This window comes from Micromonospora lupini (genome assembly GCF_026342015.1).
Lineage (GTDB): Bacteria > Actinomycetota > Actinomycetes > Mycobacteriales > Micromonosporaceae > Micromonospora > Micromonospora lupini_B.
In genome coordinates, this window is record NZ_JAPENL010000001.1 from 80457 (window position 1) to 106492 (window position 26036).

Consider the following 26036-nt stretch of genomic DNA (forward strand, 5'->3'; position numbering starts at 1 on the left):
GCCCACGCCCACGAATGTGAGCAACACCGCGGAGTTGCCGCCGATCGAGCTGCCCAGCGGAGCGACGAACATCTTCGAGGACCAGCACACAGGTGATCCGGTGAAGGACGCCGTCCTGTTCGACAACCAGCAGTGGGTCAACTCGTTGGACGAGGCGATCCTCAAACGGTCGGACAAGACGACGGCGATCGGCTTCTACAGCACCGACAGGGCTCTCGAGGGGTCGGTCACCTACGTCCGCGGCTATCTCGGAAAGGGCGACACCTGGGTCGGCGTGACGCGCTTCTTCGACCGCAAGGTAACGCTTGTCGCTGACGGCTCCGCCAACTTGATCTACTGCTCCGACGAGAGCGACTCGTACATCAAGAACAAGGCGGGCAAGGTGGACCACAACGCGACCACCGCTAAGTCCTACGTCCTTTACAACACGAAGCTCGTGAAGAACAAGCAGGGGATCTGGCAGACCATAAGTGTCCTGGCCGATCGGGGTGCGAAGCAGTGCCAGCCGTAAGGAACTCACGCGCGCCTGCACTGTGACACGTCGCCGTCCGCACTCAACTGTGCGTCGACGGGTGCGTCGCACCGAGCGGGATGGGCGGCACGTCGTACGCCGGGACCGGCCCCGTCAGCACCGCGTGCCCGGTTGGCGCCGGCCACGTCGTACCCAGTCGCGCGAGGAGCGCGGTGAGCAAGTCGGCGGCCGTGGCGTGCAGCGCCTCCGCCACGATGAGCACGTTGGTGGTCTCCGCTCGGACCGCCGAGTGGCAGCTTTGCCGGTTGGTCCAACGCCGCGCGTGCGCCCGTCCCGCGGTGTCGGCGAAGATCACTTTGCCGGGCTCCGGCCGCTCGGTCGTGCCGGCGAAGGTGAGGTGCTCCTCGTCTGCGCGTGCGTGCCGCAGGGTCAGGTCGCCGCTGATGCGGTTCGTGTCGAGCACGGCGACCGGGATGGCGTGAGCGACGGAGATCGCGTTGCAGAGGTCGACCAGCGGGTGCAGGCGGGGCAGCGAGCCGTCGAGCCGCAGACGCCGGGGCAGCGCCTCGGAGGCGCACCGGTACTGGTGGGTTTCACGGCGAGCCCGGCGAAGGCGCTGCCACGCCTGAATCTCCGGAAACCCCGCCTCGGGGTCGACGGTCAGGCGGGCCTTCGCGCGGGCGGTGAACTCGTCGATCTGGGGCGCAGGACGGAACAGCAGCTGACCCTTGACGACAGTGGGACCGCGCCGCAGCAGCAGATTCTGGCCGAAGAGGCTGCTGCTTGAAGGTGGCGTCGCGCTGCCTCGCCAGGTCGGATCAGGATGGTTATCGATTCCTGTGGTGCGAGAGCCGAGGAAAGCGCGGAAGCTGGATAGCCACATCCTCCGCTTGCGCGGAGGTTCCCGAGTTGAACGGAAATAGAAGGAAGCGCCCGCATGGCCTCGGCTGTCGCCGTTACCCAGGGATCAGCTCACTGAGCCGGTCAAGTGTATACACCTCCGACCCGTCTGGCAGATCCTCAGGCGCCTGAATGCCGATGAACGTGATCGGCTCGTCCGGTCGCCGGCCGTCCCATGTCGTCACCTCGGCCCGTGCCCGCCACCGGTCGACAAGGTAGGACACGGTGAGGTAGCGCCGCTCCATCAGTGCTCGTACTCGGTCGGCTGTGGTGAATGTGTTGTCCTCCACCCGGTTGAACGAGGGCGAACCCGGCAGGTACAGGTGAAGCCAGACGGCCTGCCAGCCGTCCTCGCTCCTGGCGAACACCATCGGCAGCGCGATCCGGCCCTTGCCGCGCAGGTGCGAACGCGCCCGGACCGTCCGCGCGTCGAAGGGGGCACCGAACTGGTCCCGTGTGCGGGCCTGATACCCGAACATCGACTCGGCGACCTCGTCGAACGACTCACCTGCATAGATGAGAACCTGCGGAACCACATAGCGTCCGCCGGTCGTCAGGGGCACATCGATGAACTCGGTCGCCCCGTTCGTCGCGTCGGTGATGTCGCCGGAATGCACCACGCCATCGTGGCGATAGTTCGTCCACGACACCTGGCCCGCACTGTGGAACTCGTCATCCAGCAGCAGCACCGACAGGTCGTAGTCGGTACGACGACTTGCCTGGCGCCAGTGTGTGAAGAACCGCAGCAGCTCACCGGACACCGACGCCCGGGAGCCCCTCGGCAAGACCGCGAATCCGCCTTCGGCCGCCTTGCCGGACAGCGGCAGTGCTACGTCGAACACCTCGGGGTCCACCACCAGCGGTCGCTCCGGCCGCGGCAGCCGGGCGCTGATCTCTGCGTCGAGGAGCGACGACAGTTCGGCCACCAGCGCGGCCGGCAGCGGCGGCCGCTCGTCGGGACCTACCCAGGCGCTGCGCGAGCGGCTTGCGTACATCCGGGCCGACACGGGCGTCAGCCGGTTGTCGACATGCTCCCGCAGCGAGAGCAGCACCCGGCCCGACGCCGAGCCAAGCGCGCCGGCGATTGCGTCGACTACACCGCTACGCTCCGGCTCCGATGCCAGCCGCAGCAGCCGGTCCGCAGATCGCAGGAGTAGACCCGGCGCCGCCGACAGCACCGAGGTGGCCGAACCGATGGCTCCGGCGCGGATCGCCGCCTCCGCGTGACCGGCGAGGGTGCGTACTCGCCGCTCGCCACGCGCGACCTCGAACACCGCCTGTGCGTGCGGCCACTGGTCGTACTCGTGCGGATGCAGCCGCTCTCCGAGCCGCTTCCACCGCTCCGCGTAGCGCACGACGTCACCGAGCTTGCCGGGACTCGCGCCGACGACGTCGTTCAGCGCGGCCAGAAGCATCCGCCGTTCCGGGCGCCGGAAGGCGCGGAATCGCGTGGGTGTCACGAGCGATGCGTCCCCGCCGGAGACCTGGCAGGCAAGACGCAGCACGTCGGTAGTCGTGTCCACGCCGACCAGCGGCCGGCCGAGGACGAGGCGGATCCCGTTGAGCACGGCACGGTTCTCCCGTACCGGGATCTCGGCCGGCTGCGCGCCGTCCACGCAGGCGACCGCGAGCTCGCTGAGGATCGCGAGGTCCGCCTCGCCGTGCGGCGTTGAGCTACCCGCCAGGGCCAGATACAGCCGCGTTGCCTCCACGTCGGCGGCGTCGCCAAGGCGCAGCAAGGTCACCCGGTCACCGGCTGCGGTGATCAGCTCGTCGTGCGCGGCCAACAGCTCGGCATAGGTGTGCTGGTAGGTCCCATAAGCCGGCAGGTCCAGCAGGTTCACCGCACCCGAGGCGACGGCGTCCCGCAGCTGCTCGTCGCTTGCCGTGCCTCCGCCGGTGAAAACGGCCGCCCGCAGCCGTTCCGTCCAGAACTCGGCAGTGTCCGGCACGTCATCAGGGAAACCGATGAAGTAGGCGTTGTGCCGGACATGGTCGCCCACCAGTTCGCGTACCGCCGAGACGACCAAGGCGGCCAGATCCATCGCCGGCGCCGGCGCCAGGGCGCCGATGTGCTCCAGCAGAGCCTGCGACGCCGAGAACCCAACATCGAGTAGCGCCACGTCCAGTTGCCGGGCCACCGGCGTGCCATCGCCAGCCGCGCCGGTGCTGGCCGGCACGCGCAGGGTCTTCTGGATGATCAGCTTCTCGAGCACGTGGTTCCCCGTTCCGGTCAACTCCGGCTGTTGCCGGCCCGCAGCCGCGCACAGTGGGTCGCCGGGGACTCGAACCCCGAACCCTTCGATCCAACTAGGAGAAGGAAGCGCACCCATCACCGCGCAAGCGGAGAGCGGACGCACTACTCAGTCGAATGCTCTAGCCAGTTGAGCTAGCGACCCAGATGTCGATCATCGCACCGGCCGGTCCGACATGGCTATCCCGTTTCGAAGTCGCCACCGGACGCGGCGGACATGGGAGTGCCGCCCCGGCGGTGAGACGGAGGACAGCAGTAGCAGGGGCAGGCCGAAGCAGGCGATGACGACGACGCCGATCCATTTCGCCACAGGCGGCGGTGGTGCTGCGGCGCTCGTTTGCGTCACCCACTCGCTACGCCGAGATGGCCGGGCTTCTGCCGATCGGACGATTGTGAGATGCCGTGGTGAGCGCATGAAACGCCGAACGGCGGCCCGCTGAATCAGTCGGGCCGCCGTTCGCAGAGTGTGGATCAGAGCGGGCGGATGTTCTCCGCCTGCGGGCCCTTCTGGCCTTGGGTGACGTCGAACTCCACCTTCTGATTCTCGTCGAGGCTGCGGAAGCCGCTCGCCGAGATCGCGGAGAAGTGGGCGAAGACGTCGGCGCCGCCGTCGTCCGGGCTGATGAAGCCGAAGCCCTTGTCGGCGTTGAACCACTTCACGGTACCTGTAGTCATGTCTGCTCCTCGCAGGCTGTTAGAGACCGCACTGTGCGGACCCTTACGCCGCCGCGTTGATCGCCCGCGTCGAAACGACACGAAAAACGAAAAGCGCCTGGAGGGGTTTCAGATGCCCCATCAGGCGCTAAAAAACGTCTACGGAAATCAAAACTGCAACTCGGCTACCGTAGCACATGATCCGTCGTCGACTCCCCAGAGGTGAGTGGACCCGGTCCTGCCTACCTCGTCGATGCTGCCCGGCCACGACCGTGAAGCGAACGTCGGCCAGGCCGTCAACGCCGCGACGACGGAAGTGACGGCACACCACGAAGGGTTCTGTCCTGGCTTGAACGTGCCGTCGCCAAGCATCTGAGCTCGGATGACGGTTTCGGGGTACGGCTCGGCCAGCCGGGGCAGCCGACGCTGCATCCCATCCTCACCGGCCGAACGGCGGCGGGCCCGGCCTGGGACAGTGAGACCAGGCCGGGCAACGCCAGGAGGCAACGGAGAGCCTTAGCTGTGCTGCGGGATGTCCGTCGTGTACGCCAGCTCGCGGCCCGCCTCCACGTCGGAGGTCAGCGCATCGATCCGGGCCACGCCACCGGCCGACCCGCCGGCCACCACGAACCCGGTGCCGTCGAACTCCTCGGCCACGTGCAACTGCGGCGCCGGGCGTCCCAAGGCGGTCAGCAGGTAACAGAGGTCGGTGTGGAGAGCCCCGAACCAGTCCGGCAGCGGCACTCGTGCCCGACCGGTCTGGTCCAGCACCACCCGCCCGTACCACATTACCGATCTTGACGGGAAGCTGAGACGTTGGGACGGCGTATCGTCAGGGCTTGCGGTGCCGAGGTGGGGGTGGGACGTGACGACGCAACTGCGGATCTATACCGTCCGGCCGGGACGGCTCGACGCGTGGGTGACGGCCTGGCGGACGCTCGTCGTACCCCTGCGCCGGCGCTTCGGCTTCGAGATCTCGGGGTCCTGGGTCGATGCCGAGCGTCAGCAGCACATCTGGCTCGTGTCGCACCCCGGTCCGCAGTCGTTCGAGGAGGCCAACGCCGATTACTGGCGCTCGTCGGAGCGTGCCGCGATGGGCCTGGACCCCCACGACTACCTGATCGGCGAGGATGTCCGCACTGTCGACCCGGTGCTGTGACGGCGGGCGGCCCGTCAGATCTCGGGATAGCCGATCAACCGCCTGGCCTCGCCCAGGAGCGGGGACGGCGTCAGCGGACGCCCGTCGATTTCGGTGGCGGCCAGGATCCCACTCAGCGACCCGGTCAGCCACACGCCGTCCGCGTGCGCCAACTCGTCGGGGGTCACCAGGGCCTCGTCGGTGCCCAGGCCGAGCGTGGCCGCCTGCCCGATGAGCGCGCCCGACGTGGTGCCGGCGATGATGCCAGACCAGCCCGGCACGGTGAACATGGTCGAGGATCGGATCCACACCAGGTTGAAACTGGGGCACTCCAGCGCGTAGCCATCGGAGCTGAGCCAGAGCATCTCCTGGGCGCCCCGGCTGGAGGCCCACCGCTGGCTGGCGGTGTGCACGGCGTACGACAGGGACTTCACGCCGCCCAACAGCCACGGGGCTTTCGCGCGTTCACCGACCGGGAACCCGACGGTGCCCGTGACGAGACGAAGGCCGCGCTTCCGGTTGACAGACGTCCAGGCTGGTACGGGCTCCACTGTGGTGAAGATGGTGGGCTTGGCGGTGCCGGCTCGCCCCCGGGTGCACACCAGACGTTGGACAGCCTCGACGTCGCGGGGCCAGGCCGCCGCGACGTCGAGAACGAAGGTGCGCAGCGCGTCCAGCTTCGGTAGCGGCAGCGCCAGGCTGAGCGCCGACCGGGACAACCGGTTCAGGTGGGCGGGCAGCAGTACGGGCTCACCCCCGGCGAGGAGCCACGCCTCGAACGCCCCGTCGCCACGCAGCAGCCCCGGGTCGTCGGCATGGACGATCGGCGCGGCCGGGTCGACCAGGCCGATGCCGAAGACTGCCACAAGCCGGTCCATTGCCGCACACTCCTTCGCCACACTGCCAGGAGTGTGCGGACAGTCCTGGCCTGCCCTCGGTCGGAGCGCCGCCGCCGATTGTGCCGCTCGGCCGCATTGCCGTTGGCCTATGCTATGACGGGCCCCAGCCACTTCGCGCTCAGCAGATTGATGACTGATGCAAGCACCCACCGGGAACAGGGAAACGACCTCCTCCGCTCTGGATCCCGTTGCCGTGTGGACCGATGGTCGGCTGGGTCTGCCTGGCACCAAGACGGCGTCCGGCCTCATCCTGACCGGCACGCGGTGGACCGTCGCCTGCGTGGTGGACGCACGCCACGCAGGCGCCGATGCCGGCGTGGTCCTCGGGGTCGGGCCGCTTGGCGTGCCCGTGGTGCCCGATCTCGCCAGCGCCCGCCGAGCCGGTGCCCGTAGCGTGGTGATCGGCGTCAACTCGATGGACGCGCACACGGTCGTCCCGGCCCGGCTCAAGGCTGTGGCCGTCGACGCGATCCGGCACGGGCTCAACGTCATCTGCAGCACACACGCCCGGCTGAACGACGATTCCGACCTGGTCGGCTTGGCCACTGCCGCCGGTGTCGAGCTGGTCGACGTGCGGGGCGACGGCCCCCGGGAGACGCTGTCGGCCGACCTGTCGGTTGACGCGACGGTGCTGCTGACGACCGGCACCGACTGCGCCGTCGGCAAGATGACGACAGCCCTCGCGGTACACCGCGAGGCGCTCTCCCGGGGCATGCGTAGCGCCTTTTTGGCGACCGGGCAGATCGCGGCCATGTGTGGTGCGGACGCGGCGGTGCAGGTCGACCGCATCTTCGCGGACTTCATCACTGGGGCCGTGCAGCGTGCCGTCCACCGCCTGGCCGACGCGGGGCACGAACTCGTCGTCGTCGAGGGGCAGGCGGCGACGTTGCACCGCGTCTACGGTGGCAACTCGGTCAACCTCCTTTATGGAGCGGCGCCAGACGCGATCATCATGTGCCATGACACCGATCGTCAGGTCCGGGCGATGTTCCCCGGCCTACCGGTCCCGCCGGTGACCGATGAACTCCAGACGATCGCGGACCTCTGTCGCCGCGTCGGCATTGCCGCCACGTTGGCCGGGTTCTCGGTCTTCGGTGGCAGTCCGTTCCACGAGGAGGAACGCTATCCCGTGCCGGTTGTCGACACCCGGGCCACCGGCGCCGCCGCCATCCTGCTGGACTCCGTCCTGCGGCTGACTCGGCACACCGAGCGCGACCGACGATGAGGGGTCACTGCTGCGCGGGCGACTCGTCCGGCAGCGAGAGCATGTGTGACTGTCGCTCTCCCGCGGACAGATGTCGGAACACCCGGTGTCGGGCTCGGCTCCGGAGGTCGTCGATGTCGGGCTGGACCGACCAGATTCGGGCCGACTTGTCCAGCGAGGCTGTGAGCAGCGTCCGCCCGTCGGCCGACCAGGCGACCGACGTCACCCGATCCACGTGTACGCCGACCACCCGCGACTCCGCGTCGTCAAGCGCGCTCCAGACCCGTACGGTGCGGTCGTAGGAGCCGGTGGCGATCTGATCACCGGACGGCGACCAGGCGACCGCGCGTACCCGCCCCTCGTGGCCTTCCAGGGTCCGGATGTGCCGACCGGTGCGAGGGGCCCAGATCCGGCAGGTCCAGTCGGCCGAGCAGGTGACGACGAACTGTTCGTCAGGTGAGAAGGCCAGACCGTCCACCCAGTTGTGGTGGCCGCGGAGGACGGCGAGTTCCTCGCCGGTGGAGCTGTCCCAGACCCGGGCGGTACGGTCGTCCGAGGCCGTGGCGATCATGCGTCCACTCGGCGACCAGGAGACGCGGACCACCCAGTCGGTGTGGCCGCGTAGTTGCAGCAGCCGACGGCCGGTCGTGGCGTTCCAGATCGACGCCGTGCCGTCCCGGCAGGCCGTGGCGATCCGTGTGTTGTCCGGGGCCCACATGAGACCCTCGCAGATCGTCTCTTCGTCCAGCCGGAGGTATGGCTGGACGCTGTCCGGGCGCCACAGTTGCACCGAGCCGTCGTTCGAGCACGAGCCGAGGCGCTGCCCGTCGGGTGCCCACGCCACCCCCCAGACGGTGCCGACGTGCCCGGTGAAGGTGCTGACGACTTCGGACGCCGCGTTCCAGACCCGGACCGACCCGTCGTCCGAGGCGGTCGCGATCCGGGATCCGCCCGTGGCCCACGCCGCCGCGCGAAGCCCGCCGGCGTGCCCGGTGAACGCCTGTCGTTCGGCACCGCTGGGCAGTATCGACCAGACCCGGGCGGTGTGGTCGCTTGAGGCCGAGGCGAGCGCGGTGCCGTCGGGCGACCAGGCCACCCCCCACACGGCGTCCTCGTGACCACGCAGCGCGGCGATCTCCCGGGCGTCGCTGACGTCCCAGATCCGTACGGTGCGGTCGCTGGAGGCGGAGGCCAGCGACCGTCCGTCGGGTGACCAGGAGACGTCCCAGACGAAATCGGTGTGTCCACGGATCAGCAGCAGTTGACGGCCGTCGGTGACGTCCCAGATCCGGATCGTCTGGTCGCCCGAGGCCGTGGCCAGCCGTCGCCCGTCCGGGCACCACGACAGGCCCTCGATGAAGTCGTTGTGCCCCCGCAGCACGGTCTGCTGCTCACCGGTGGCGAAGTCCCACACGATGGCAGTGCGGTCGTGCGACGTCGAGGCGAGCAGCGTGCCGTTCGGCGACCAGGCGAGGCCGTAGACATCGCCCGTGTGCCCGCGCAGGGTCGCCGTGTGGTCGCCGGTGTCCGTCCGCCACACGTGGATGTGGTGGTCCTGTGCGCCTGCGGCGACGTGCTCGCCGTCCGGCGACCAGGCCGTGCCACGGATCAGGTCGTCGGCGCCGTAGAGGGTCGGCGGCGGATCGTCCGCGCCCACCCGCCACAACTTGACCGTACGGTCCCGGGAACCGCTGGCGACGCGGCGCGAGTCGGGCGCCCAGGCGATGGCCTCCACCATGGCGTCGTGACCGGTGAACTCGGCGATCGCCCGGCCGGAGTTGGGGTCCCACACGCGGATGGAGTTGTCCCGGGAGCCGGTGGCGATCAGGCGGCCGTCCGGGGACCAGGCGATCGAACGTACGGTGTCGGTGTGCCCGGAGAGCACGCGTCGCAGGTGGCTGAAGGCGAGCGCGGACATGAGGGCGCGTTCGATCAGCGGCGTGATGGGCGCCTCGGCGATCGCCGCGATGGAGAGCAGGATCGACAGCTCCGGAAACCGTTCGGCATTGGCAAGGACGTACCGGCCGATGTTCTCCGACACGCGACGCAGGAAGGCCAGGTCTCGGCGCTTCGACTGCTCGATCAGGGCCCGGACCACCTCGCTCGCCTGGCCGAGCGCCTCCAGACCGGCGAGCCACTGCTCGGCCAGCGCCAGCCGCTGCCCGGTCAGTAGGTAGTCGTCGCTACGCCCGGAGTGCTGCCAGTCGGCAGCCCACCGCTCCAACTCGGAGCGCCGACGGAGGTGCTCGGCCCGCGTCTCGACCTCCTGCCGGAGCGGCGCCCAGAGTCGGAACAGCGACTCGTGCGCTACCTCCACGACTGATTCGCCGTCCTGTACCTTGCTGACCAGCAGCCTCGCGTCCACGAACGCGGCGACGACATGGCGCTGCTCGGAGCTCAGCTCCCCCAGAGCTACAGGTCGTTTGGTCGCCTCGTTGGAGTCGAGCGAGACGAACCGCAGCAGGGTCGTCAGGATCGGGGCGATGCCGCCTTCCCCGCGTAGCTCGGTGACGACCTGGTCGGCCTGCCGGGTGAGTGCGCCACCGACCCCACCGGTGGCGAGGTAGGCCTTCAGGCTCACCGCGGCGCCAGGCCGGACCTCGAAGAAGAGCTCCTGCAGCAGGTACGCCAGCAGCGGCAGCGCGTCGGTCGTGCCGACGTCGGCGATGATCCGGTTGACGACCAACGGCTCGAACGTCATACCGGCGATTCGGGCCGGCTCCTCGATGATCGCGGTGAGGTACTCCGTCTTGATGGCACCGATCGCGACGGGATTCTGGAACAGCGCCGCCATGTCGCTGTCGAGGAACTGCGCCAGGTATTCGATGCGCATGCTTGCGATCACCGACAACCGGGAGTCGGCGGCCAACAGGCGCTCGACGATCTCGAGAAACAGGTGCCGGTCGCTCTCGCCGGACAGTGTGAACAGCTCTTCCAACTGGTCGATCACCAGGAGCACGTGGCCGAACCGGCGTCCCATCCCTCGGCGGATCGTGGCGACGTAGTTCGCCGCGCTCGCCGGGTTCTCCCGTATCGCCCGGACGATGACCGGCATGGCGACCGGCTCCGGGAGCGCCTCGGTGATGGCCTTGGCCAGGTTCGTCACAGGTGCGCTGCCCGGGTTGATCGTGGGCAGGCTGATCCACCGCCGGGTCTTGAGCGTCGGAACGACACCCGCCTGCACAAGCGACGACTTCCCGCCGCCGGACGAGCCAACCACCACCAGCAGCCGCTCACGAGGGTCCGCCGAGGCAGCGAGCATCCGCCCGACGATGTCCGAGATCTGCTGGTCCCGACCGAAGAAGACGGCGGAGTCCTCCTCCCGGAAGGGCTCCAACCCGGGGTAAGGCGGCCGGCGCGGATCCCAGTCGGAGCGTTTCGGTTTGGGATTCGCCACGACATGGAGAACGACCTGCCCGACGACGAGCAGGACCACGATCGCGACGAACGCCGGGATCGCCACGGACTGCAGAACCCGCAGGTACGTGGGCGGCTCACTCAGGTTCGTCAGATAGTTGCCGATCAGACCGAGCAGGCTCGTGGCCAGAATCAGCGCGACGTTGAGATACAGCGCGAGTGCACGTTGTCTCTTCACGCCGACTCCGAGTCCAACAGAACGTGCCCCGAGGCGAACCCCGTGCCGCCGTCGTCAGTGCCCGGGGGAGCCGAGAATGCGTACGCCTCGCCCATGGTATCGCTTCGATGTGTCAACGGCGCAAGGCGACATCTGTCGCCAAGCCGTCCTGTGGCGCCCTGCCCGACACGTCGCCACCTGGGCGGCGGCCCGTGTCAGCGAGTGGACCCGCCGTTGTGTCGGGTCCGGCAGCGCCCGCCGAACTCGGCCAGGAGGGCCAGGTCCAGCGGGCTGCGGGCGGTGTGCTGTTCGAAGTGCCATTGAACGCCGAGCACGAATCGGTGTGGCCGGTCGACGGCGATGGCTTCGATCACGCCGTCGGGTGCGAACGCTTCGACGCTGACGCCGGCCGGCAGCCGGTCGACGACCTGCCAGTGTTGGGAGTTGACCATGAACTCCGCGCTGGGTGGGTAGCCGAGCAGACTGGCGAGGTGGCCGCCCGGGGTGAGGGTGACGGGGTGAGCCGGGCCCCACCGGTCGTCGTTCTCATCGGGTAGCCGCCGGTGGCTACCTGTGGGGTCGGTCTCGCACAGGAGCCCGCCGCTGTGCACGGCGATCTCCTGCATGCCCCGGCAACTGCCGAGCACCGGCAGGTCGGGCAGGTGGGCCGCGGCGGCGAGCAGAGCGCTGGCGACGGCATCGCGCGCAGGGTCGTAGGCGCGGTCCGGCCATATCGGCGTGCTCGTGTCGAAACGGGCCGGGTGTAGGAAGGACGGACCACCGGGCAACACGAGGCCGTCGAGGACCGACAGGATGGCGGCGGCATTGTCCGGCTCGGTGGCCGGGATCAGTACGGCGGCAACGTCGGCGTGCCGAGCGAGTTGACTCACGACCGTCCTGTTGACGTGCGAGTAGGTGGTGCCGGTGGCGCTCTGGCTGGTACAGGCAAGCACGCCGACGACGGGGGTGGTACCTGTTGGCGATCTCACGTGGTCAGCCTCTCGCCCCAGTGCGACTCACGACAAGCGACAGTGACCACGCGGCGGCGGGCCGCTCGCTGTCATTGATGGCTTCTCTATCCTCGATGCGACGGGACCAGATAGGAATACCGATGCGATCATCGCAATCCCGGAAGGGACCAGATCCACGGCGGCTGGCGGCGGACATTCTCCACGGCGACTCGGAACTACACGCGCAGAAGGAAGCGACGGCGGATCGCGGGGTGTGGACCATCGCTCGACGGTCTGTCCTGTTCGACGACTACAGCGCGATTCGACTCATGAATCAAATCCCGTACCCGGACGGGTTTCAGCTCAGAGCCCGGCTGCGCGCCGGAGACGACGACATCATCGTCTGTCGGCCACGGCCACCAGCTGGATTCGACGAGTACTACTCGGGGCGCCTCGGGCTGGGTGATCCGGACTGGTTGCATCCCGACTCCGCCACCGACCTGTGTTCGGCGGCATGGAGCGACAGCCGTACGTCGGCCGTCCTGGTCGAAGCCGCTCGCGGCGGCGCCTGTCTGCATCCCTACCACGCGTCCGAGGCGGCCTGGCAGCTCGCTGAACGCATGTCCCACGCCGCGCATCGATCGGTGCCAGTGCTGGGGCCGCCTCCGCGGTTGTGCCGGTTGGCGAATGACAAGTCCTGGTTTCTCAGTAGAGTCGCGGACCTGCTCGGCGCCGATGCGATCCCCCGGCTGCGGCTGACGCGCCGTTTCGTCGACTTCCCGGCCGTGATCGAGGAGATCTCCCGACACTCGCCCAAACTCGCCGTACGGATACCGGACTCCGCCGGCGGTCTGGGCATGCGCGTCTTCGCCACCGACGCCCTGCGGCGGCTCGACCGGCAGGCCCTCATCGCCTGGGCCGGCGACGTCTACCGCGACCTGGGTCTCCGAGATGACTCGGCCGTGCTGGTGACCGGCTGGGAGGAGACACTCGCCGCACCCAGCATCGAGGTCACGATAGCGCCGGGGGAGACAGCGCCGCCGATCTGTGGCCGGGTCATCGATCAGAGCTTCACCGACGCCGAGCGGTCCCAGTTCGGCGGCGGCGTCGCCGGGGCTCTGCCGCTCACGATCGTGCGCCGCCTGCGCTCCCAGGCCTCGACGATCGCGGTGCTCCTGCAAGCACTGGGATATCTCGGACGTCTGTCGTTGGACTTCATCGTCACCGGCCGGTCCTTCGCGGAGGCGGAAGTTCGGGTCGTCGACTGCAATGCCAGGTGGAGCGGCGGCTCGGTATTGGGAGCCATGGTGGACCGCCTCTTCTCCGACGGAGTACCGCCGTACGCCTTCGGCGCCCTGCGGAATCCGCACCTGCGTTCGATTCCGTTCGACGTCCTGATCGAGCGTCTCGACGGCAGGCTCTGGGATCCGTCCACCAGGCGTGGCGACCTGCTCGTGCACAACGTGGGTCACCTCGCGGCGTCCGGGCGGGTCGACATCGTGGTGCTCGCCGACAACGCCGAAACGGCCCGGCGTCGCCTGGCAGACCTGTCGCGCTCGGTGGCGGACGGCACCGCCACGCCGCTCTTCGCAGGAGACGCTGAAGCTGGCCCGGCCATCTCGTGAGTAGTGCGGTATGTCGTTCTGGCGTTCCGAGGCCGTCAGTCGAAGAGCCTTCCGAGCAGGGCGGATTGGCCGGCGGCCAGAACGTGTCCCTGGGTCACAGGCTGGTGTGCGACGCCGAGGCCCGTCAGCGGTCGTTCGCGGCGGGCTGATCGTCTATCGGCCGGTCGAAGTCGATGCGGTGGTCGTACAGCCAGGCGAACGCCTCTGGGGTATTGAATTTTCTCATGAGCAGGGGGAACGTCACGTCGCGCAGGACGCGACTCACGCCTGTGGCCGCCTTGCTGCGGTTGACCTGTCTGGCACCCGCCAGCACCTTGCCGACCCGGTCGGCGCGCAACCGTTGGTACGCGTCGAACGCCGCAGGCGGATCGACTCGGTCTCGCACACAGCGGGCCAGTTGCACGGCGTCCTCGAAGGCCATCGACGCGCCCTGGCCGGAACTGGGTGAGCTCACGTGTGCCGCGTCACCGATCAGGACGACGCGTCCGCGGTGCCACCGCTTCGGGGCGCGCATGTCGTGCATGGGAAACCACGTGTAGTCCGGCGGTGTCGCGCGGATGAGCGGCGCGGCCGGCGACCTGTCCTCGGCAAAGGCTTCCAACAGTCGCTGTTGCCATCGCCAGCCGGAGGTCGCGGCCAGGTCGGCTGCGGTGGGTTCGTCGGCCCGGGGCAGATTGGCGAACCACCAGACGCTACCGTCCGTACTGGCGATGGAGGCGAAGAATGCCCGCCTGCCGAAGACCATGTTCATCACACCAGGATCGAATTGCGGTGTGACGTCGCGGGTGATCCCGCCCGTGCCGATGAGCCCGACGTATCGGGGTCGTGGTGCGTGCGGGGCTACGAAGCGCCGGGTCGTCGACCCGATGCCGTCGGCGCCGACGAGGAGGTCGCCGACAGCTTCCGTGCCATCGGTGAACAGCGCTGCGACCTGGTCACCGCGGTGTTCGACGTGGGCCAGGCGCTTGCCGTGGTGGATGGGCACGCCGCGGCGGAGGGCCTCCTGACGCAGCGCGGCGTACAGGTCGTAGCGTCCAATGACGATCGGGAGCGTCCCGTCGGCCAGCGGAGTGCCGGTGTGTCCCTCGCCGAGGCGTCTGCCGTTGCCGAGCCACATGACGCCTCGGGGTACCGGGAAGCCAGCGTCGCGGACGACTGTGTGCGCGTCGAGCGTGCGCAGCGCGTCGAGGCCGTTGAGAGAGATGCCCATGCTGGCCCCCACGTCGTGGGCCGTGGTGGCGTACGCCTCGTAGACGGTGGCGTCGATTCCGACTTTCTGGAGTGCGATGGCGGCGGTGGGACCCGCGACACCGCCGCCGATGATCAGTGCGTGAGTCATGCCCTCTCGTTCCTGTTCTAGGCTCTCGACGGGGTCATCCCACTCGGGAAGTAACTTCCCCAAGAAGTAACTTCTTGGGGAAGTTATCTGGAATGAGGTGAGCATGTCAACGGGGCACGAGGCGCTCGTGGCGGCTGCCTGGGTGGAGATCCCGCAGTTCGTCAGTGCCACCGCGCTGTTCCAGTCGGCTGTCGCCGACCAGCTCGGCGTACCGGTCAACGACCTGCACTGCCTCAACCTCGTCAGCGCGGGTCTCGCCGTCACACCCACTCAGCTCGCCGAACGGATGGGCATGACCACCGGCGCGGTGAGCAAGATGCTCGACCGGATGGAGGCGCAATTCCTCGTCCGCCGCGAGCATGACCCGAACGACCGCCGCCGGATCACCGTGCACACCAGGCCCGACCGGGCCGACGAACTGGCCGCGCTCTACCAGCCGATGGCCGCATACCTGACCGAGCGCATCGCCGGATTCACCGACGACCAGCTGCGCCTGCTGACCGACTTCGCCCGCACCGGCCGCGACGTGGCGCTGCGCGAGGCCACCCGGCTCCGCGAGGGCGGCAGGCCACATTCGACGCGGAAGCGCCGGCCGCCGGATGGACTACCGCGCTGATCGCCCGGCGTTGCGGAAGCCCATCCGTGCAGGGGGAACCCCCTCCCGCCGTCGACGCGGGGTGACGCACCTGCCGATCACCGCGGTGGCGCCGCCGAGGTCTCGGAGCGTCCGAGGTAGGAACGCAGGGCAGCGGACACCCGGGTCACCTCGGCGGGTGTGACGGCGGGCTGGTCAGGCTTGCCGAGGAGGCGGAAGACCCGGGGGCCCTGGAAATGATGGGGCAGCCCACCAGCGCGGGGCACGACGTGGAAGTGGACGTGTTCGAAACCTGCCAGCTCGGCGAATTGCGCGATGTAGGTCTTCGCGCATCCGGTCACCGTGTGCAGTGCTCGAGACAGCCGGATCTGCCAAGTCCCCAGCGTGGCGGCCTCCTCGTCGGTGAGGTCGGCGATGGTGACGACGTGCCGGCGTGGCACCAGGACGAGCCAGCCGGCGACTGCGGCACCGATCGCGTGACTGACCCGCCAGTTGTCGTCGGAGGCGATCCAATTCTCGGGGCGGCGGTTCGAATTCTCGGCGTTCTGCCCACACGACAGGCAGGATGACGGCGCTGACATGACGCTCCTCATCGTTGCGGTGGGGGCTGGTCACGGCGCTGTTCGGGCCGGAGCCGCTGGGCGGGCGGTGGCGGGTCACCCCTGCCGGGCTGGGCGGCCCGTTCACCTGGTCTCTCTGCCACCTGCGGGAAAGCCAGCAGAGCCGCCGAGCGCCGCTGCTGCGGTAGCGTCTGCCAGCCGCGGCTCGGATTCCAGACGGCGTCGTCGGGTGCGGCTGCGAGGGCATCGGCAAAGGACCCCACCCGAGCGCGCATCTGCTCGAAGGTCGGGTAGTGCCCGAGTTGAACGGATCCTTGGCGGAGGGCTTCGTACTCCCTGGCCCAGGGAAGTGGCGTCAACCCGCCGGCGTCCTGCTCGCGAAAGAGCTGGTACGGCACCGGTAGCCGTTGCAGGCCGATGCGGGGCATGTTGTGGTTCTGTTCCGTGGCCTGCCGGAGCGGGCCGGCCCGGAAAGGACAGGTCTCGATCATGTAGTAGATGTCGAAAAGGTCCTTGTACCGGTGGAAGGCCGGTGGGCGGTCGGCGTTGCGCGAACTGCGGGGCACGCCGGCCAGGTTGCAGATCTTGTCGGCCATCGCGTCCGCATTCGGAGTCAGCAACGGCACCAAGGGCTGGAACCCGGGGATCTGGAGACCCAGCACCGGGCGCTGTGCCACCTCGGGTGGCTGGGTGACCGCCTTGTACGGGCTCAGGTCGACTTCGACGGTCAGTGGACTGTCCACCGCGGGCGGCCGCAGCACGCCGTACCGGGGGTTGATCGGCTGGGCCGTGATCTGTCCGTAGACCTTGCCGTTCTCCGGCACCGTCCGCATGGCGGAGATGCTGTACCGCACGAGCCCGCCCAACCCGATACCTGCGGCGGTTCCGGGCTCGGCCTCCGGGGCGGCGACCGTCCGCAGGGCGGCGGCGAGGCGCTCGGTCAGATGGCGGCGATCGCCCACCTGGCCCTCGTCACCGACGAGGGCCAGGTCGACGTCGAAAGCCGAGCGGGTCATCACGTACGCCGCGTCGACACCGCTGGCGGATGGGCCCAGGCCGGTCCTGGCGCCCGGCGGTACCCGCGCTGGCAGGCCCGTGGATCCATACAGCATCCAGGAGACCCCGGCCACCTCGTGGAACCGGCTCGCCACGTCCGCCTTCAGCAGGTGCTGCAGACCGCGGGCCGTGTCGAACTCCGGGATGTCGGCATGTGCGGTGACATGACGGCGCAGGTCCGCCCAGGTCGGGAACGCCGCACGGAAATCCGGGCCGATGTGCCCCGAGAGAGGCTCGGTCATCGGTCACCCGTCCAGGTGGTCAGCCGCGTCGAGCCAATGCCGCAGAGTCGCCGACGGGTCGGGGTGATCCGGCGCGAGCCCGGCAGCCAGCGCTTCCTCGGACACGTGTCCCGCCGACATCAACGCCCAGGCGACACGGCCGAGTTCCGCGCCGTCGAGACGGCCCGTCGCCGCCAGGTCACGAAGGGTCTGTACGGGTGTGGTGACCGGCATGCCGTGGCGTTCCGTCCACTGACCCTCGGTGAGGGCGCCCACGTGGAACTGCACCTCGGGCGGCACGGGCCCGGCCGGGCGGTGCGGCACGGTGAACTCGACCTCGGGGCCCGGCCCCGCGCCGACTCCCCAGAGCCGCGCCGCTGCGGCGTGCGAAACGACGCCGCACCGGGGGCCGACCCGTTCCCATCCCGGAGTCGCCGGGTCCAGATCCAGCCAGGCCGCGTACAGGCGGGGCGTCAGGTGGCGGCCGCCGGCCCGAAATCGTACGACCGTGGCCGAGACATGCTCCACCAGGCCGGCCGCCGATAGTTGCTGCAGGTCGCCCGGCGGTATGACGGCGGCCGACTGCGCGTGGGTGAGGTAGCCGAACTGGCCATCCGCCACGTCGGCCAAACGAGCCAGCACATCGAGTTCCACGAGTGGATCGTATCGGCGCCGGCCAGGTCCAGTGGCCCGCTGACCGGACACTCGGATCCAGTCTTCGGACAACTCTCTCGGTGGTCTGGGTCAACGGGGTCGGTACGACGGTAGCCACTCGATCGCTGCGGTACGAGCATCGCGCGGCGGGCGTCGTCCACCTCGGGCGCCGGGGCGTCTCCGGCTCCCTGCCCTTCGGTCAGCGGTTGGCGGCGGATCGGGGTCGCCCGATCGGCACCGACCGGGGCATGATCCTCTACGCACCGAATCCGGTAGATCCTTTGGCCCAGCGAAGTCTCGGCCGCGCCGCTCAGGAGAACACTTTGCGCTGCACGACATGCGGAGCCGAACTCCAACACCCCGGCCAGGGCCACGTGTGCCGGTCCTCAACACCTCCGCCCGGGCCCAGGACAACAGGCTGGAACGTCGCGGCCTGGTTCACAATCGGGTTCGCCGTCCTTTACATCCTGGCCGCGGTCGCCGCGGCCGTCTTCGGCAGCATCCCGAGCGACAGTTCCCGGCCCGCGTCCGGCACTGCCGCAGCGATCGGCTTCGTCCTGACGAACCTGGTCCTGTTCGCCGCCATCATCGGCCTGGTCGTCAGCGGGCTGATCTGGGGCCGCGGCGCCCGCCAGCTCGCCGAGGCGCACGGCTCCCCGGGCCGCTCGTACAGCCGCCACTGGGGCGCGCGCGTATTCACCTCCTGCCTCATCATCAGCGCCGCCGTCGCCTGGTTGGCCACCGACCGAACCGCCCCGGCGGTCCTGTTCGGTCAGGCGGCCCTACGCACCCTTGGAGCCGCTGCGCTGATCGGGGGCATGTTGCACAGCCGGGCGCGAGTTTTGCGGCTGATGGCCCACGTCGACCGAGTCGTCGCCGGGCACTACTCGCCGGTGGCCGCGCAAGTTCCGGCGTGGCCGCTGTCGCCCACTCCGACCAGCGACGACTGGAACGCCGGCCAGTGGGACCCGGACGTGTTGCGTGACATCGAAGCCCGCCGTCACCGGAACGGAACCTGATCCGGAGGTGCGGCGGTCTCCAGCGCGCTGCCGCACCTCTACGGCGGCGGCAGGTGGGGATCCGACGATCGTCAGCCCCCACCTTCATCGCCGCATGCGAACAACTGGGCGATGCTGTCGGCGTCAGCGACCGGTGGGCACGATGTTTGAGGAACGCCCGTTCTGCTCGTCGCGCTTCAGGCGCTTCGCAGTCTGCTTCTCCTTGATCGTCTTACCCTTTTTCTTGACGTTCGCCTTGCTCGTCGAGTCCTTGGACATGATCGAACCTCCTGGAGCAGGTCGGTGAACGTGCGGCGTGGAACTCGCCTGATCGCGCCTTGCAGGTGACGGAAGACCCGCGCGGTGGGCACGAAGTCCTCCACTGCACGCCGACCCTACGCTGTTCCACCTGGTCCTTGCTGTTCAGCGGTATACCTCAGAGGTATGAATATGACTCTGAGGTATACCGCTGACCACCGCATCCGCCCCCTCGGAGGTGACCGACGGTCACCGCCGGCCGCGCCCAGCGCCCCAGCCATGGTGAGGAGTTACTCGTCTAGCGCGGCGCGAGTATCAGCTGTCCGAGTTCCTGGGTGCATCGGGTGAGCGCGACGTAGAGGCCGTTCCAGCCGCGCGGCTCGGCGGCGATGCCCTCGGGGTCGATGAGGAGCGTCGCATCCCACTCCAATCCCTTGGACTGGGTGGCGGTGAGCACTGGCACGTCACTCAGCACATCGTGGAGTTCGGCGATGCGGTCGGCGGGTGCGATGACGCCGACGGTGCCGCCGTGCCACCGTTGCTGAAGCTGCCGCACGGCTTCGGCGGCAGCACCGGCAAGCTCGGCGGGTGCGACAGTGCGTTCCCAGGGGGCGATGCCGGCGGAGCGTACCGCTCGTGGCGGTGTGTTGTGGCTGCCAGCCTTCGTCAAGACCGGTCCGGTGAGGCTCATGACCTCGCGCGGGGTGCGGTAGCAGATGGTGAGTTCCGCTGCGGTCCAACGGTCTCCGAAAGCGGCCCGCACTGCCTGTGCCCAGCCGGTGTGCCGGTGGGCCGCCTCCGCCTGGTCGATGTCGCCGACGGCGGTGATGGAGCGACTGGGACAGCGCCGGAGAACCATCTGCCACTGCATCTCGGACAACTCCTGCGCCTCGTCGATGACGACGTGGCCGTACACCCAGCCACGCTGTCGGCGCGCGCGGTCGGCGACGAACTCGCCCTGTGGTTGCGGCGCGTCGACCTCGCCGAGCAGCTCGGCCAGGGCGTCGAGCAGAGGAATGTCGCTGGCTGCCCATCCGGCGGGCTCGTCCGTGACGGCGGTGATCTCCTCGGGGACCAACTGCGGGGCGAACCGGGCCAGCAGGGTGCGGTCGGTCAGGAGGTTTCCCAGCAGGGTCTCGGGGTCGAGGGTGGGCCACCACGCCTCGACGAAGCGGGCGATGGTGGCGTTCTCGGCGATCCGGGACCGAAGGTGCTCGATCTCCTCATCGGACAGCAGCCCGTTGACGTCGCTGCCGGTGGACGTCCGAGCGGACTGGTGGTCGTGCCCCATGCTCTTGTCGACGCGGGCGAGGATGTCCTCGAAGCCCTCCTCCATCTCGTCCATCAGCGCCTCGCGCTGCTCGGCGACGACATCGGCGAGGAGGTGGTGCACCTGCTCGGCGAACGCCGCGCGGGCGCGGTGGTACGGGCGTCCCTGCGTCGCCGAGGTGAGCGCCTGCGCCACGGTTGTGGCCGGGATGACGTAGAAGTCGCCCTCCCAGCGCAGCTTCAGCTCGCGTGGCCGGGGGAGCAGCGACGCGACGTAGCTTTCGAGCGCGGGTTGCCAGAGGGCGCGGCCCTTGATCTCGGCGAGGTGCCGGCTCTCGTCGCGGCCCACCCGAACGCCGGCCAGCAGGGTGTCGCAGGTCGCCGAGACGACCGCGGTCTCACCGAGGGCGGGGAGCACCTGGGCGATGTACTGCAGGAACCGTGGCGACGGGCCTAGAACCAGGACCGCCTGCTCGGCCATTTTCCGGTACGTGAACAGCAGGTACGCCACGCGGTGCAGAGCGACAACGGTCTTGCCGGTGCCGGGGCCGCCCTGAACGATCAGTGGGCCGGTCGCCTCCGCCCGGATGATGTCGTCCTGTTCGCGTTGCAGCGTGGAGATCGCCGTCGACATGCGGCCGGTGCGCCGCTGGTCGAGGGCGGCCAGGAGAGCGCCTTCGCCGACGAGGTCCGCCGTCGCGGTTCCGTCGAGCGGCTCGTCGTCCACGCCGACGACGGCCGACCCCGCGGTGCGGATGTGCCGTCGCCGTGCCTGACCCTGCGGGTCGACAGCCGTCGCGGTGTAGAAGGGTCGAGCTGCGGGAGCGCGCCAGTCCACCAGCAGTGACTCACCGTCATCGCCGTCGTTGCGCAGACCGACACGGCCTACGTGTCGTACGGTGCCGTCAAGGCCGTCGAGGCGGCCGAAGACCAGCCCCTCCGCTGCTCGCCGGAGCTCGTCGTACTGCTGGCGGAGCATGCGCTGCCGGGCCCGCTCCAATGCGTCCAGGGCCTCTGACGACAGCTCGACCTGGAGGTGCTCGGCGAGCCTGTCGCGGCGGGCCGTGGCCATGTCGAGAAACGCCTGTTCCTCGGCTACCGCGGATCGGCGCGCGACGTCCTCTGCGATTACGGTCGGCGGTTCGCCTTCCGGTGTTACGTCGTTGACGCTAGGAGTGCCATTGTTCAGAGCAGACTTCCGGCGCATTCGCAAGTCCCCGTATTGGTGTTCCTCGGCCCGGATGAGCCGCAGTCCGGTCGGCGGCAAGCATAGAGATGGGTTTCCCTCGTCGGCCAGGAATTCCGCCGGCAGAGATGGGAATCTCAATGCCTTGCAGTGCCCGGGTCACCTGTGGCCTCAATCAATCCACATTCGCTCATTGACAGTCCGGTCCTTATCTGACCTGCTGGCCCTGGTCGCGCTCCTCGACGCGCTGCGGAGCCGGGGACGTCCGCCGGAACTTCCCGCTTCGCCGATCGGGCGGGGGGCAGCCGATGCTCGCGACTCCGAGGCGTGACGTCGCGGCCGTTGCCGCGTCGAGGGACCTTCCACCGTCCGACCGCGCTGTCCTCCGATTGGGCGCGGGCCGTGAGAATCCGACCGGAGGCATTACCGGGTTGAGCCATATGCCTGTGAGTCATAGATATGACTCACAGGTATATCGCTTATCAGACCGAGACGCCGGGAAGCCGCCACGCCGGATTCGTTCACATCGGCCGTGTCCGGACGCGATCCGAGCGAGCGCGCCTGAGTGCCGCCAGGACGTCGTGGTCACCCGACCGCACGGCGGCCGGCGCCGAGCCGTGTCACCTACCGACGCTGCGGGCCGGTAGGCGACGAGAGATCCGCGCGACCGGCTCCGGGACGACGGGACGTGCGAGGTGCCAAGAGGGCACTTCGCGTTCGGGTGCGCAGGCCGGAGGGGTGGCTGGCGCTCTGGCATTCTGTGCGGATGCGACGGGTCACCGTGCTGGGCAGCTCTGGTGCCTTTCCCGAGCCGGGGCGTGCCTGTAGCGGCTTCGCTGTGGACTGGGACGGCTACCGCCTGGTGCTCGACCTGGGTTACGCCACGCTTCCGCGGCTGCTCGGGCACTGGCCAGATGGCGCGGTCGACGCTGTCGTCGTCACCCACGAGCACCCCGATCACTGTGTCGACCTGCACGGGTTGTTCCGGATGCGGTTCTACGGCGCGGTCGATCGGCCACGGCTGCCGTTGTACTGCCCGCCGGGCGTGCTCGACCGGCTCGGCGGCCTGGAGCCGGACGTCGACCTGCACGCGGTCTTCGACCTGCATCCGCTGCCCAGTGTCTACCGGGTGGGACCCTTCGACCTGACCGGGCTGTCCCTCCCGCATCACGTGCCCAACGCGGGCGTTCGCATGGAGGCCGACGGGATCGTCGTGGCCTACTCCGGGGACACCGGTCCGACCCCAGTGCTTGCCGAACTCGGCCGCGACGCCGACCTGTTCATCGTCGAGGCCACCGACCGCTGCGGCGAGGCGGACCGACCCACCCGCAACCTGATGACCTCCACCGAGGCCGGTCACTGGGCTCGTTTGGCGGGCGCCCGTCGACTGATGCTCACCCACTTCTGGCCGGGCAACGACCGGGCAGCAGCAGTGGCCGCCGCGCAGCTGGAGTTCGACGGTCCGGTGCTGGCGGCCGAGGAGGACCTCACCGTCATGCTCGGAACACCAGATAGCTGACCGCCCCTCGTCACGATGTGCGCGACTGGTCAGGGTTGGTGCTGCCGAGCGCCGGGTTCGCCCATCTCGGTGGTGCAAATCAGGATTAAGGGCCGGAACGGTCTGCGAGATGTAAGCGTCAAGGAGGTTCCGGGCGCTGCTCGGGTTCGTGGTCCATGCCGACGCCAGCGTTGATGACGATGGACGGCGTTGAGCCCGGCGAGCGGGAGGAGCACCGGTGACCCACAACGAACAGCACCGCCCGGAGATCATCGTCGGACTGGTGGCGACCCCACCCGACCATCCGGCCCGGGTGGCCGCGCCGCTCACCGCCGAGTTGGCCGCCCGACTCGCCGAGCGGGTGGACGCGGACGTGCGGTGGACGGTCCGGGAAGGCTGGGGCGAGGTGGCGCCGCGCCGCGACGGCGGCGCTGAGGCGCTGCTCGACGATCTTGCCCGACGGCGTGCCGACGACCACTGGGACATCGCGATCTGCCTGACCGACCTACCACTGCACGCGGCGCGGATGCCGCTTGTCGCGCAGACCTCGGCCCGGCGTCGGGCCGCGATGGTGTCCCTGCCCGCGCTGGGACTGCATCAGCTGCGAGCGGCCCGCGCGGCCGTCCCGGATCTGGTGAGCCGGGTGCTGACCGACGCATCCGACAAGCGGGTGAAGTCGGCGGGTTGGGCGCCGGCCGAGATGGCACGCCGAATCCGCGCCGTCGACAAGGTGGTCGGCGGGGCCGACGGCGGGGAACTGCGCTACGTCGCCTCGGGGCTGATCGGGCGGGCACGCCTGGTGACCGGCATGGTTCGAGCCAACCGCCCGGGGCGCGCGCTGCTGGGCCTGTCCAAGCTGCTGGTCGGCGCGTTCGGCACGGCGGCGTTCGCGCTCACGACTGACACCATCTGGCAGATGGGCGATGCGCTCGGCGGACTCCGGCTTGCCGTGATCATGCTACTCGGGCTGGTCGCGTTGGTGGCCTGGCTGATCGTCGCGCACGGCCTGTGGGAGAGGCCGGACCGGGGGACGCCGGTTGAGCTGGCTCGGCTGTTCAACCTGGGGACGGTCCTCACCCTCACGCTGGCCACGGCGGTGTCCTACGTGGTGTTGTTCGTGGGGACGGCGCTCGCCGGGGCGCTGCTGATCGACACATCCGTGCTGGAACAGACCCTGCAGCGGCCGGTCGATCTCGCCGACTATCTGACGCTCGCCTGGATCACCAGCTCGCTGGCCACCGTGGGTGGCGCGATCGGCTCCGGGCTGGAGAACGAGGAGACGGTCCGGGCCGCCGCCTACGGCTACCATCCCGAACCCGACGGCTGGCGGGACGAGAAGGACGGGCAGCGGCATAGCGGAAGCTGAGCTGGACTGGTGGCAGCAGGGCCACGAGGGTGTTCTGCCTGTTCCAGCGGGTATCACAAGCACCCTGATGGCATTTTGGGCCTCCGGAAAGGTCGACATGACTCTCGCAAACGGCGCGATCACGCTTCCGTCCGGCCAGACCATGCCCCTGCTGGGCCAGGGAACCTGGTACCTCGGCGAGCGACCCGAGCGGCGACAGGACGAGATGACCGCCCTGCGCACCGGGATCGACCTGGGCATGACCATGATCGACACCGCGGAGATGTACGGTGACGGCGCGTCCGAGGAACTCGTCGGCGAGGCGATCGCCGGACGACGCGCCGACGTCTTCCTGGTCGACAAGGTGCTGCCGTCCAACGCCAGTCGACAGGGAACCGTGCAGGCCTGCCGCCGCAGCCTGCAACGACTCGGCGTCGACCACATCGACCTCTACCTGCTGCACTGGCGCGGCGCGCATCCACTCGCCGAGACGATAGAGGCGTTCGCCGAACTCGTCGACGCCGGCGACATCGGGCAGTGGGGTGTGAGCAACTTCGACCTGTCGGACATGACCGATCTCCTTGATGCGGGCGGAAGCGCCTGCGCGGTGAATCAGATCCTGTACAACCTCACCCGCCGAGGTCCCGAGTACGACCTGCTGCCGTGGCTCCGCGAGCACCGAATCCCGGTGATGGCGTACTCGCCGATCGAGCAGGGTCGGCTGCTCGGCCACCCCCAGGTCGCGGAGGTCGCCGCCCGGCACGAGGCCACGGCAGCTCAGGTCGCGCTGGCCTGGCTGCTGCGCCAGGAGATGGTCGCGGCCATCCCTCGATCGTCCAAGGCCGAACACACCCGGGAGAACGCGGAGGCGCGCGACGTACAGCTGGCCGAGGAGGACGTGGCGGCACTCGACACGGCGTTCCCGCCGCCGACCGGCCCGCAACCACTCGAGATGCTGTAGCCACCGACCTGTTCGCCCTCAGTCGTGTGGTGGCGGAGGGCGGCCGGTGATCCGGCGGGTCACCCGCAACTGGTACAGGCCGGCGCTGGTGATGGCGTAGAACACGGGTAGGAGGAGGAAGATGACCAGGCCGACCAACGGCGCCACCAGGTAGCCGATCAGCCCCGCGAGGACGTACAGGACGACCCCGGCGAGGGCCCGGAACCGCTCGACGTGGAAGAAACCGCCCTTGCCCTAGGACGGCCACTGGTCGAGCAGGCCGAACAGGAGGCGCCCGGGTGGAACGTCCGGCACCCGGAGGTCCAGGACCAGCAGCGTGATGATGATGGCGAAGATGGCATCGCTGAACGCCACGGCGCGGCTGGTGTCCGACCGAGTGCCCAGGTTCGTGTCTGGCTCGCTCACCGGGCGCGCCTACCCAAGGTC

24 protein-coding genes and 1 tRNA gene are annotated in these 26036 nt (G+C 69.2%); 9 read left to right on the top strand and 16 right to left on the bottom strand.

Annotation, left to right across the window (positions count from 1 at the left end; genetic code table 11):
• Positions 1–16: 16 nt before the first annotated feature.
• A complete protein-coding gene (locus OOJ91_RS00340; RefSeq protein WP_266241217.1) occupies positions 17–511 on the top strand; it encodes a hypothetical protein in 495 nt (164 codons plus the stop codon).
• Positions 512–554: 43 nt separating this feature from the next.
• Here OOJ91_RS00340 and OOJ91_RS00345 read toward each other — a convergent pair whose 3' ends face one another.
• The 5 genes from OOJ91_RS00345 to OOJ91_RS00365 form a co-directional block, all read right to left on the bottom strand.
• Positions 555–1355: a B3/B4 domain-containing protein gene (locus tag OOJ91_RS00345; protein ID WP_266241219.1), complete on the bottom strand. Its 801-nt coding sequence runs from the start codon at positions 1353–1355 to the stop codon at positions 555–557.
• Positions 1356–1428: 73 nt separating this feature from the next.
• Positions 1429–3588, bottom strand: a complete 2160-nt coding sequence (locus OOJ91_RS00350) for a hypothetical protein (protein WP_266241221.1) — start codon at positions 3586–3588, stop codon at positions 1429–1431.
• A 54-nt stretch (positions 3589–3642) separates the two neighbouring features.
• Positions 3643–3771 (bottom strand) — tRNA-OTHER (locus OOJ91_RS00355).
• Positions 3772–4097: 326 nt separating this feature from the next.
• Positions 4098–4301: a transcription antiterminator/RNA stability regulator CspE gene (gene cspE, locus OOJ91_RS00360; protein ID WP_043326981.1), complete on the bottom strand. Its 204-nt coding sequence runs from the start codon at positions 4299–4301 to the stop codon at positions 4098–4100.
• A gap of 495 nt (positions 4302–4796) precedes the next feature.
• Complete coding sequence (locus OOJ91_RS00365) at positions 4797–5069, bottom strand: hypothetical protein (RefSeq protein ID WP_266241231.1); 273 nt, start codon at positions 5067–5069, stop codon at positions 4797–4799.
• Positions 5070–5145: 76 nt separating this feature from the next.
• On the opposite strand from OOJ91_RS00365, the gene OOJ91_RS00370 reads away from it, so the two are divergent.
• Positions 5146–5439 (top strand): NIPSNAP family protein, encoded by a 294-nt coding sequence (locus tag OOJ91_RS00370; RefSeq protein ID WP_266241233.1) that lies wholly within the window; start codon positions 5146–5148, stop codon positions 5437–5439.
• A gap of 14 nt (positions 5440–5453) precedes the next feature.
• On the opposite strand, the gene OOJ91_RS00375 is transcribed toward OOJ91_RS00370, so the two are convergent.
• Positions 5454–6296, bottom strand: coding sequence for an aminotransferase class IV (locus OOJ91_RS00375; protein WP_266241235.1), 843 nt, complete (start codon positions 6294–6296; stop codon positions 5454–5456).
• Positions 6297–6510: 214 nt separating this feature from the next.
• On the opposite strand from OOJ91_RS00375, the gene OOJ91_RS00380 reads away from it, so the two are divergent.
• Positions 6511–7542: a DUF1611 domain-containing protein gene (locus OOJ91_RS00380; RefSeq protein ID WP_266241236.1), complete on the top strand. Its 1032-nt coding sequence runs from the start codon at positions 6511–6513 to the stop codon at positions 7540–7542.
• Positions 7543–7546: 4 nt separating this feature from the next.
• Here the strand turns inward: OOJ91_RS00380 and OOJ91_RS00385 are convergent, their stop codons facing one another.
• Entirely contained in the window at positions 7547–11116 is a 3570-nt protein-coding gene (locus tag OOJ91_RS00385) for a WD40 repeat domain-containing protein (protein ID WP_266241237.1), read from the bottom strand.
• A gap of 194 nt (positions 11117–11310) precedes the next feature.
• Positions 11311–12084: a gamma-glutamyl-gamma-aminobutyrate hydrolase family protein gene (locus OOJ91_RS00390; protein WP_266241238.1), complete on the bottom strand. Its 774-nt coding sequence runs from the start codon at positions 12082–12084 to the stop codon at positions 11311–11313.
• A gap of 233 nt (positions 12085–12317) precedes the next feature.
• On the opposite strand from OOJ91_RS00390, the gene OOJ91_RS00395 reads away from it, so the two are divergent.
• Entirely contained in the window at positions 12318–13670 is a 1353-nt protein-coding gene (locus tag OOJ91_RS00395; protein ID WP_266241239.1) for a hypothetical protein, read from the top strand.
• Between the two features lie 124 nt (positions 13671–13794).
• On the opposite strand, the gene OOJ91_RS00400 is transcribed toward OOJ91_RS00395, so the two are convergent.
• Positions 13795–15114: an FAD-dependent oxidoreductase gene (locus OOJ91_RS00400; RefSeq protein WP_266241241.1), complete on the bottom strand. Its 1320-nt coding sequence runs from the start codon at positions 15112–15114 to the stop codon at positions 13795–13797.
• Between OOJ91_RS00400 and OOJ91_RS00405 the strand changes: the two genes are divergently transcribed.
• Entirely contained in the window at positions 15113–15625 is a 513-nt protein-coding gene (locus tag OOJ91_RS00405; RefSeq protein ID WP_266241243.1) for a MarR family winged helix-turn-helix transcriptional regulator, read from the top strand. The two genes, OOJ91_RS00400 and OOJ91_RS00405, sit on opposite strands and share 2 nt — an antisense overlap.
• Before the next feature lie 77 nt (positions 15626–15702).
• Here OOJ91_RS00405 and OOJ91_RS00410 read toward each other — a convergent pair whose 3' ends face one another.
• The 3 genes from OOJ91_RS00410 to OOJ91_RS00420 are packed head-to-tail and all read right to left on the bottom strand — an operon-like array spanning position 15703 to position 18095.
• Positions 15703–16185 (bottom strand): HIT family protein, encoded by a 483-nt coding sequence (locus tag OOJ91_RS00410; protein ID WP_266241245.1) that lies wholly within the window; start codon positions 16183–16185, stop codon positions 15703–15705.
• A gap of 8 nt (positions 16186–16193) precedes the next feature.
• Positions 16194–17462, bottom strand: a complete 1269-nt coding sequence (locus tag OOJ91_RS00415; protein ID WP_266241247.1) for a nucleotidyl transferase AbiEii/AbiGii toxin family protein — start codon at positions 17460–17462, stop codon at positions 16194–16196.
• Positions 17463–17465: 3 nt separating this feature from the next.
• The gene (locus OOJ91_RS00420) at positions 17466–18095 is read right to left on the bottom strand and encodes a hypothetical protein (protein WP_266241249.1); all 630 of its coding nucleotides are present in this window, start codon (positions 18093–18095) and stop codon (positions 17466–17468) included.
• A 374-nt stretch (positions 18096–18469) separates the two neighbouring features.
• Here OOJ91_RS00420 and OOJ91_RS00425 point away from each other — a divergent pair, with 374 nt between their 5' ends.
• Positions 18470–19114, top strand: a complete 645-nt coding sequence (locus tag OOJ91_RS00425) for a hypothetical protein (protein ID WP_266241251.1) — start codon at positions 18470–18472, stop codon at positions 19112–19114.
• Between the two features lie 123 nt (positions 19115–19237).
• On the opposite strand, the gene OOJ91_RS00430 is transcribed toward OOJ91_RS00425, so the two are convergent.
• Together OOJ91_RS00430 and OOJ91_RS00435 are read right to left on the bottom strand one after the other, a co-directional pair.
• Complete coding sequence (locus OOJ91_RS00430; protein WP_266241253.1) at positions 19238–19372, bottom strand: hypothetical protein; 135 nt, start codon at positions 19370–19372, stop codon at positions 19238–19240.
• Positions 19373–19649: 277 nt separating this feature from the next.
• On the bottom strand, positions 19650–21692 hold the full coding sequence (locus tag OOJ91_RS00435; RefSeq protein ID WP_266241255.1) for a HelD family protein: 2043 nt from the start codon (positions 21690–21692) through the stop codon (positions 19650–19652).
• Positions 21693–22572: 880 nt separating this feature from the next.
• Here OOJ91_RS00435 and OOJ91_RS00440 point away from each other — a divergent pair.
• The 3 genes from OOJ91_RS00440 (at position 22573) to OOJ91_RS00450 (ending at position 25610) form a co-directional block, all read left to right on the top strand.
• Positions 22573–23325 (top strand): MBL fold metallo-hydrolase, encoded by a 753-nt coding sequence (locus tag OOJ91_RS00440; protein WP_266241257.1) that lies wholly within the window; start codon positions 22573–22575, stop codon positions 23323–23325.
• Positions 23326–23542: 217 nt separating this feature from the next.
• Complete coding sequence (locus OOJ91_RS00445) at positions 23543–24670, top strand: hypothetical protein (RefSeq protein ID WP_266241258.1); 1128 nt, start codon at positions 23543–23545, stop codon at positions 24668–24670.
• Between the two features lie 97 nt (positions 24671–24767).
• Complete coding sequence (locus tag OOJ91_RS00450) at positions 24768–25610, top strand: aldo/keto reductase (RefSeq protein ID WP_266241260.1); 843 nt, start codon at positions 24768–24770, stop codon at positions 25608–25610.
• An 18-nt stretch (positions 25611–25628) separates the two neighbouring features.
• Here OOJ91_RS00450 and OOJ91_RS00455 read toward each other — a convergent pair whose 3' ends face one another.
• Both OOJ91_RS00455 and OOJ91_RS00460 read right to left on the bottom strand, forming a co-directional pair.
• The gene (locus tag OOJ91_RS00455; RefSeq protein ID WP_266241262.1) at positions 25629–25757 is read right to left on the bottom strand and encodes a hypothetical protein; all 129 of its coding nucleotides are present in this window, start codon (positions 25755–25757) and stop codon (positions 25629–25631) included.
• An 87-nt stretch (positions 25758–25844) separates the two neighbouring features.
• Positions 25845–26015 (bottom strand): TMEM175 family protein, encoded by a 171-nt coding sequence (locus tag OOJ91_RS00460; protein ID WP_266241263.1) that lies wholly within the window; start codon positions 26013–26015, stop codon positions 25845–25847.
• Between the last annotated feature and the right edge of the window lie 21 nt (positions 26016–26036).

Coding starts and splice junctions, on each gene's coding strand:
- OOJ91_RS00345 (WP_266241219.1), bottom strand. CDS start 1,355: ATGTGGCTATCCAGCTTCCGCGCTTTCCTCGGCTCTCGCACCACAGGA.
- cspE (WP_043326981.1), bottom strand. CDS start 4,301: ATGACTACAGGTACCGTGAAGTGGTTCAACGCCGACAAGGGCTTCGGC.
- OOJ91_RS00365 (WP_266241231.1), bottom strand. CDS start 5,069: ATGTGGTACGGGCGGGTGGTGCTGGACCAGACCGGTCGGGCACGAGTG.
- OOJ91_RS00375 (WP_266241235.1), bottom strand. CDS start 6,296: ATGGACCGGCTTGTGGCAGTCTTCGGCATCGGCCTGGTCGACCCGGCC.
- OOJ91_RS00405 (WP_266241243.1), top strand. CDS start 15,113: ATGTCAACGGGGCACGAGGCGCTCGTGGCGGCTGCCTGGGTGGAGATC.
- OOJ91_RS00400 (WP_266241241.1), bottom strand. CDS start 15,114: ATGCTCACCTCATTCCAGATAACTTCCCCAAGAAGTTACTTCTTGGGG.
- OOJ91_RS00410 (WP_266241245.1), bottom strand. CDS start 16,185: ATGTCAGCGCCGTCATCCTGCCTGTCGTGTGGGCAGAACGCCGAGAAT.
- OOJ91_RS00415 (WP_266241247.1), bottom strand. CDS start 17,462: ATGACCGAGCCTCTCTCGGGGCACATCGGCCCGGATTTCCGTGCGGCG.
- OOJ91_RS00430 (WP_266241253.1), bottom strand. CDS start 19,372: ATGTCCAAGGACTCGACGAGCAAGGCGAACGTCAAGAAAAAGGGTAAG.
- OOJ91_RS00435 (WP_266241255.1), bottom strand. CDS start 21,692: ATGGCCACGGCCCGCCGCGACAGGCTCGCCGAGCACCTCCAGGTCGAG.
- OOJ91_RS00440 (WP_266241257.1), top strand. CDS start 22,573: ATGCGACGGGTCACCGTGCTGGGCAGCTCTGGTGCCTTTCCCGAGCCG.
- OOJ91_RS00450 (WP_266241260.1), top strand. CDS start 24,768: ATGACTCTCGCAAACGGCGCGATCACGCTTCCGTCCGGCCAGACCATG.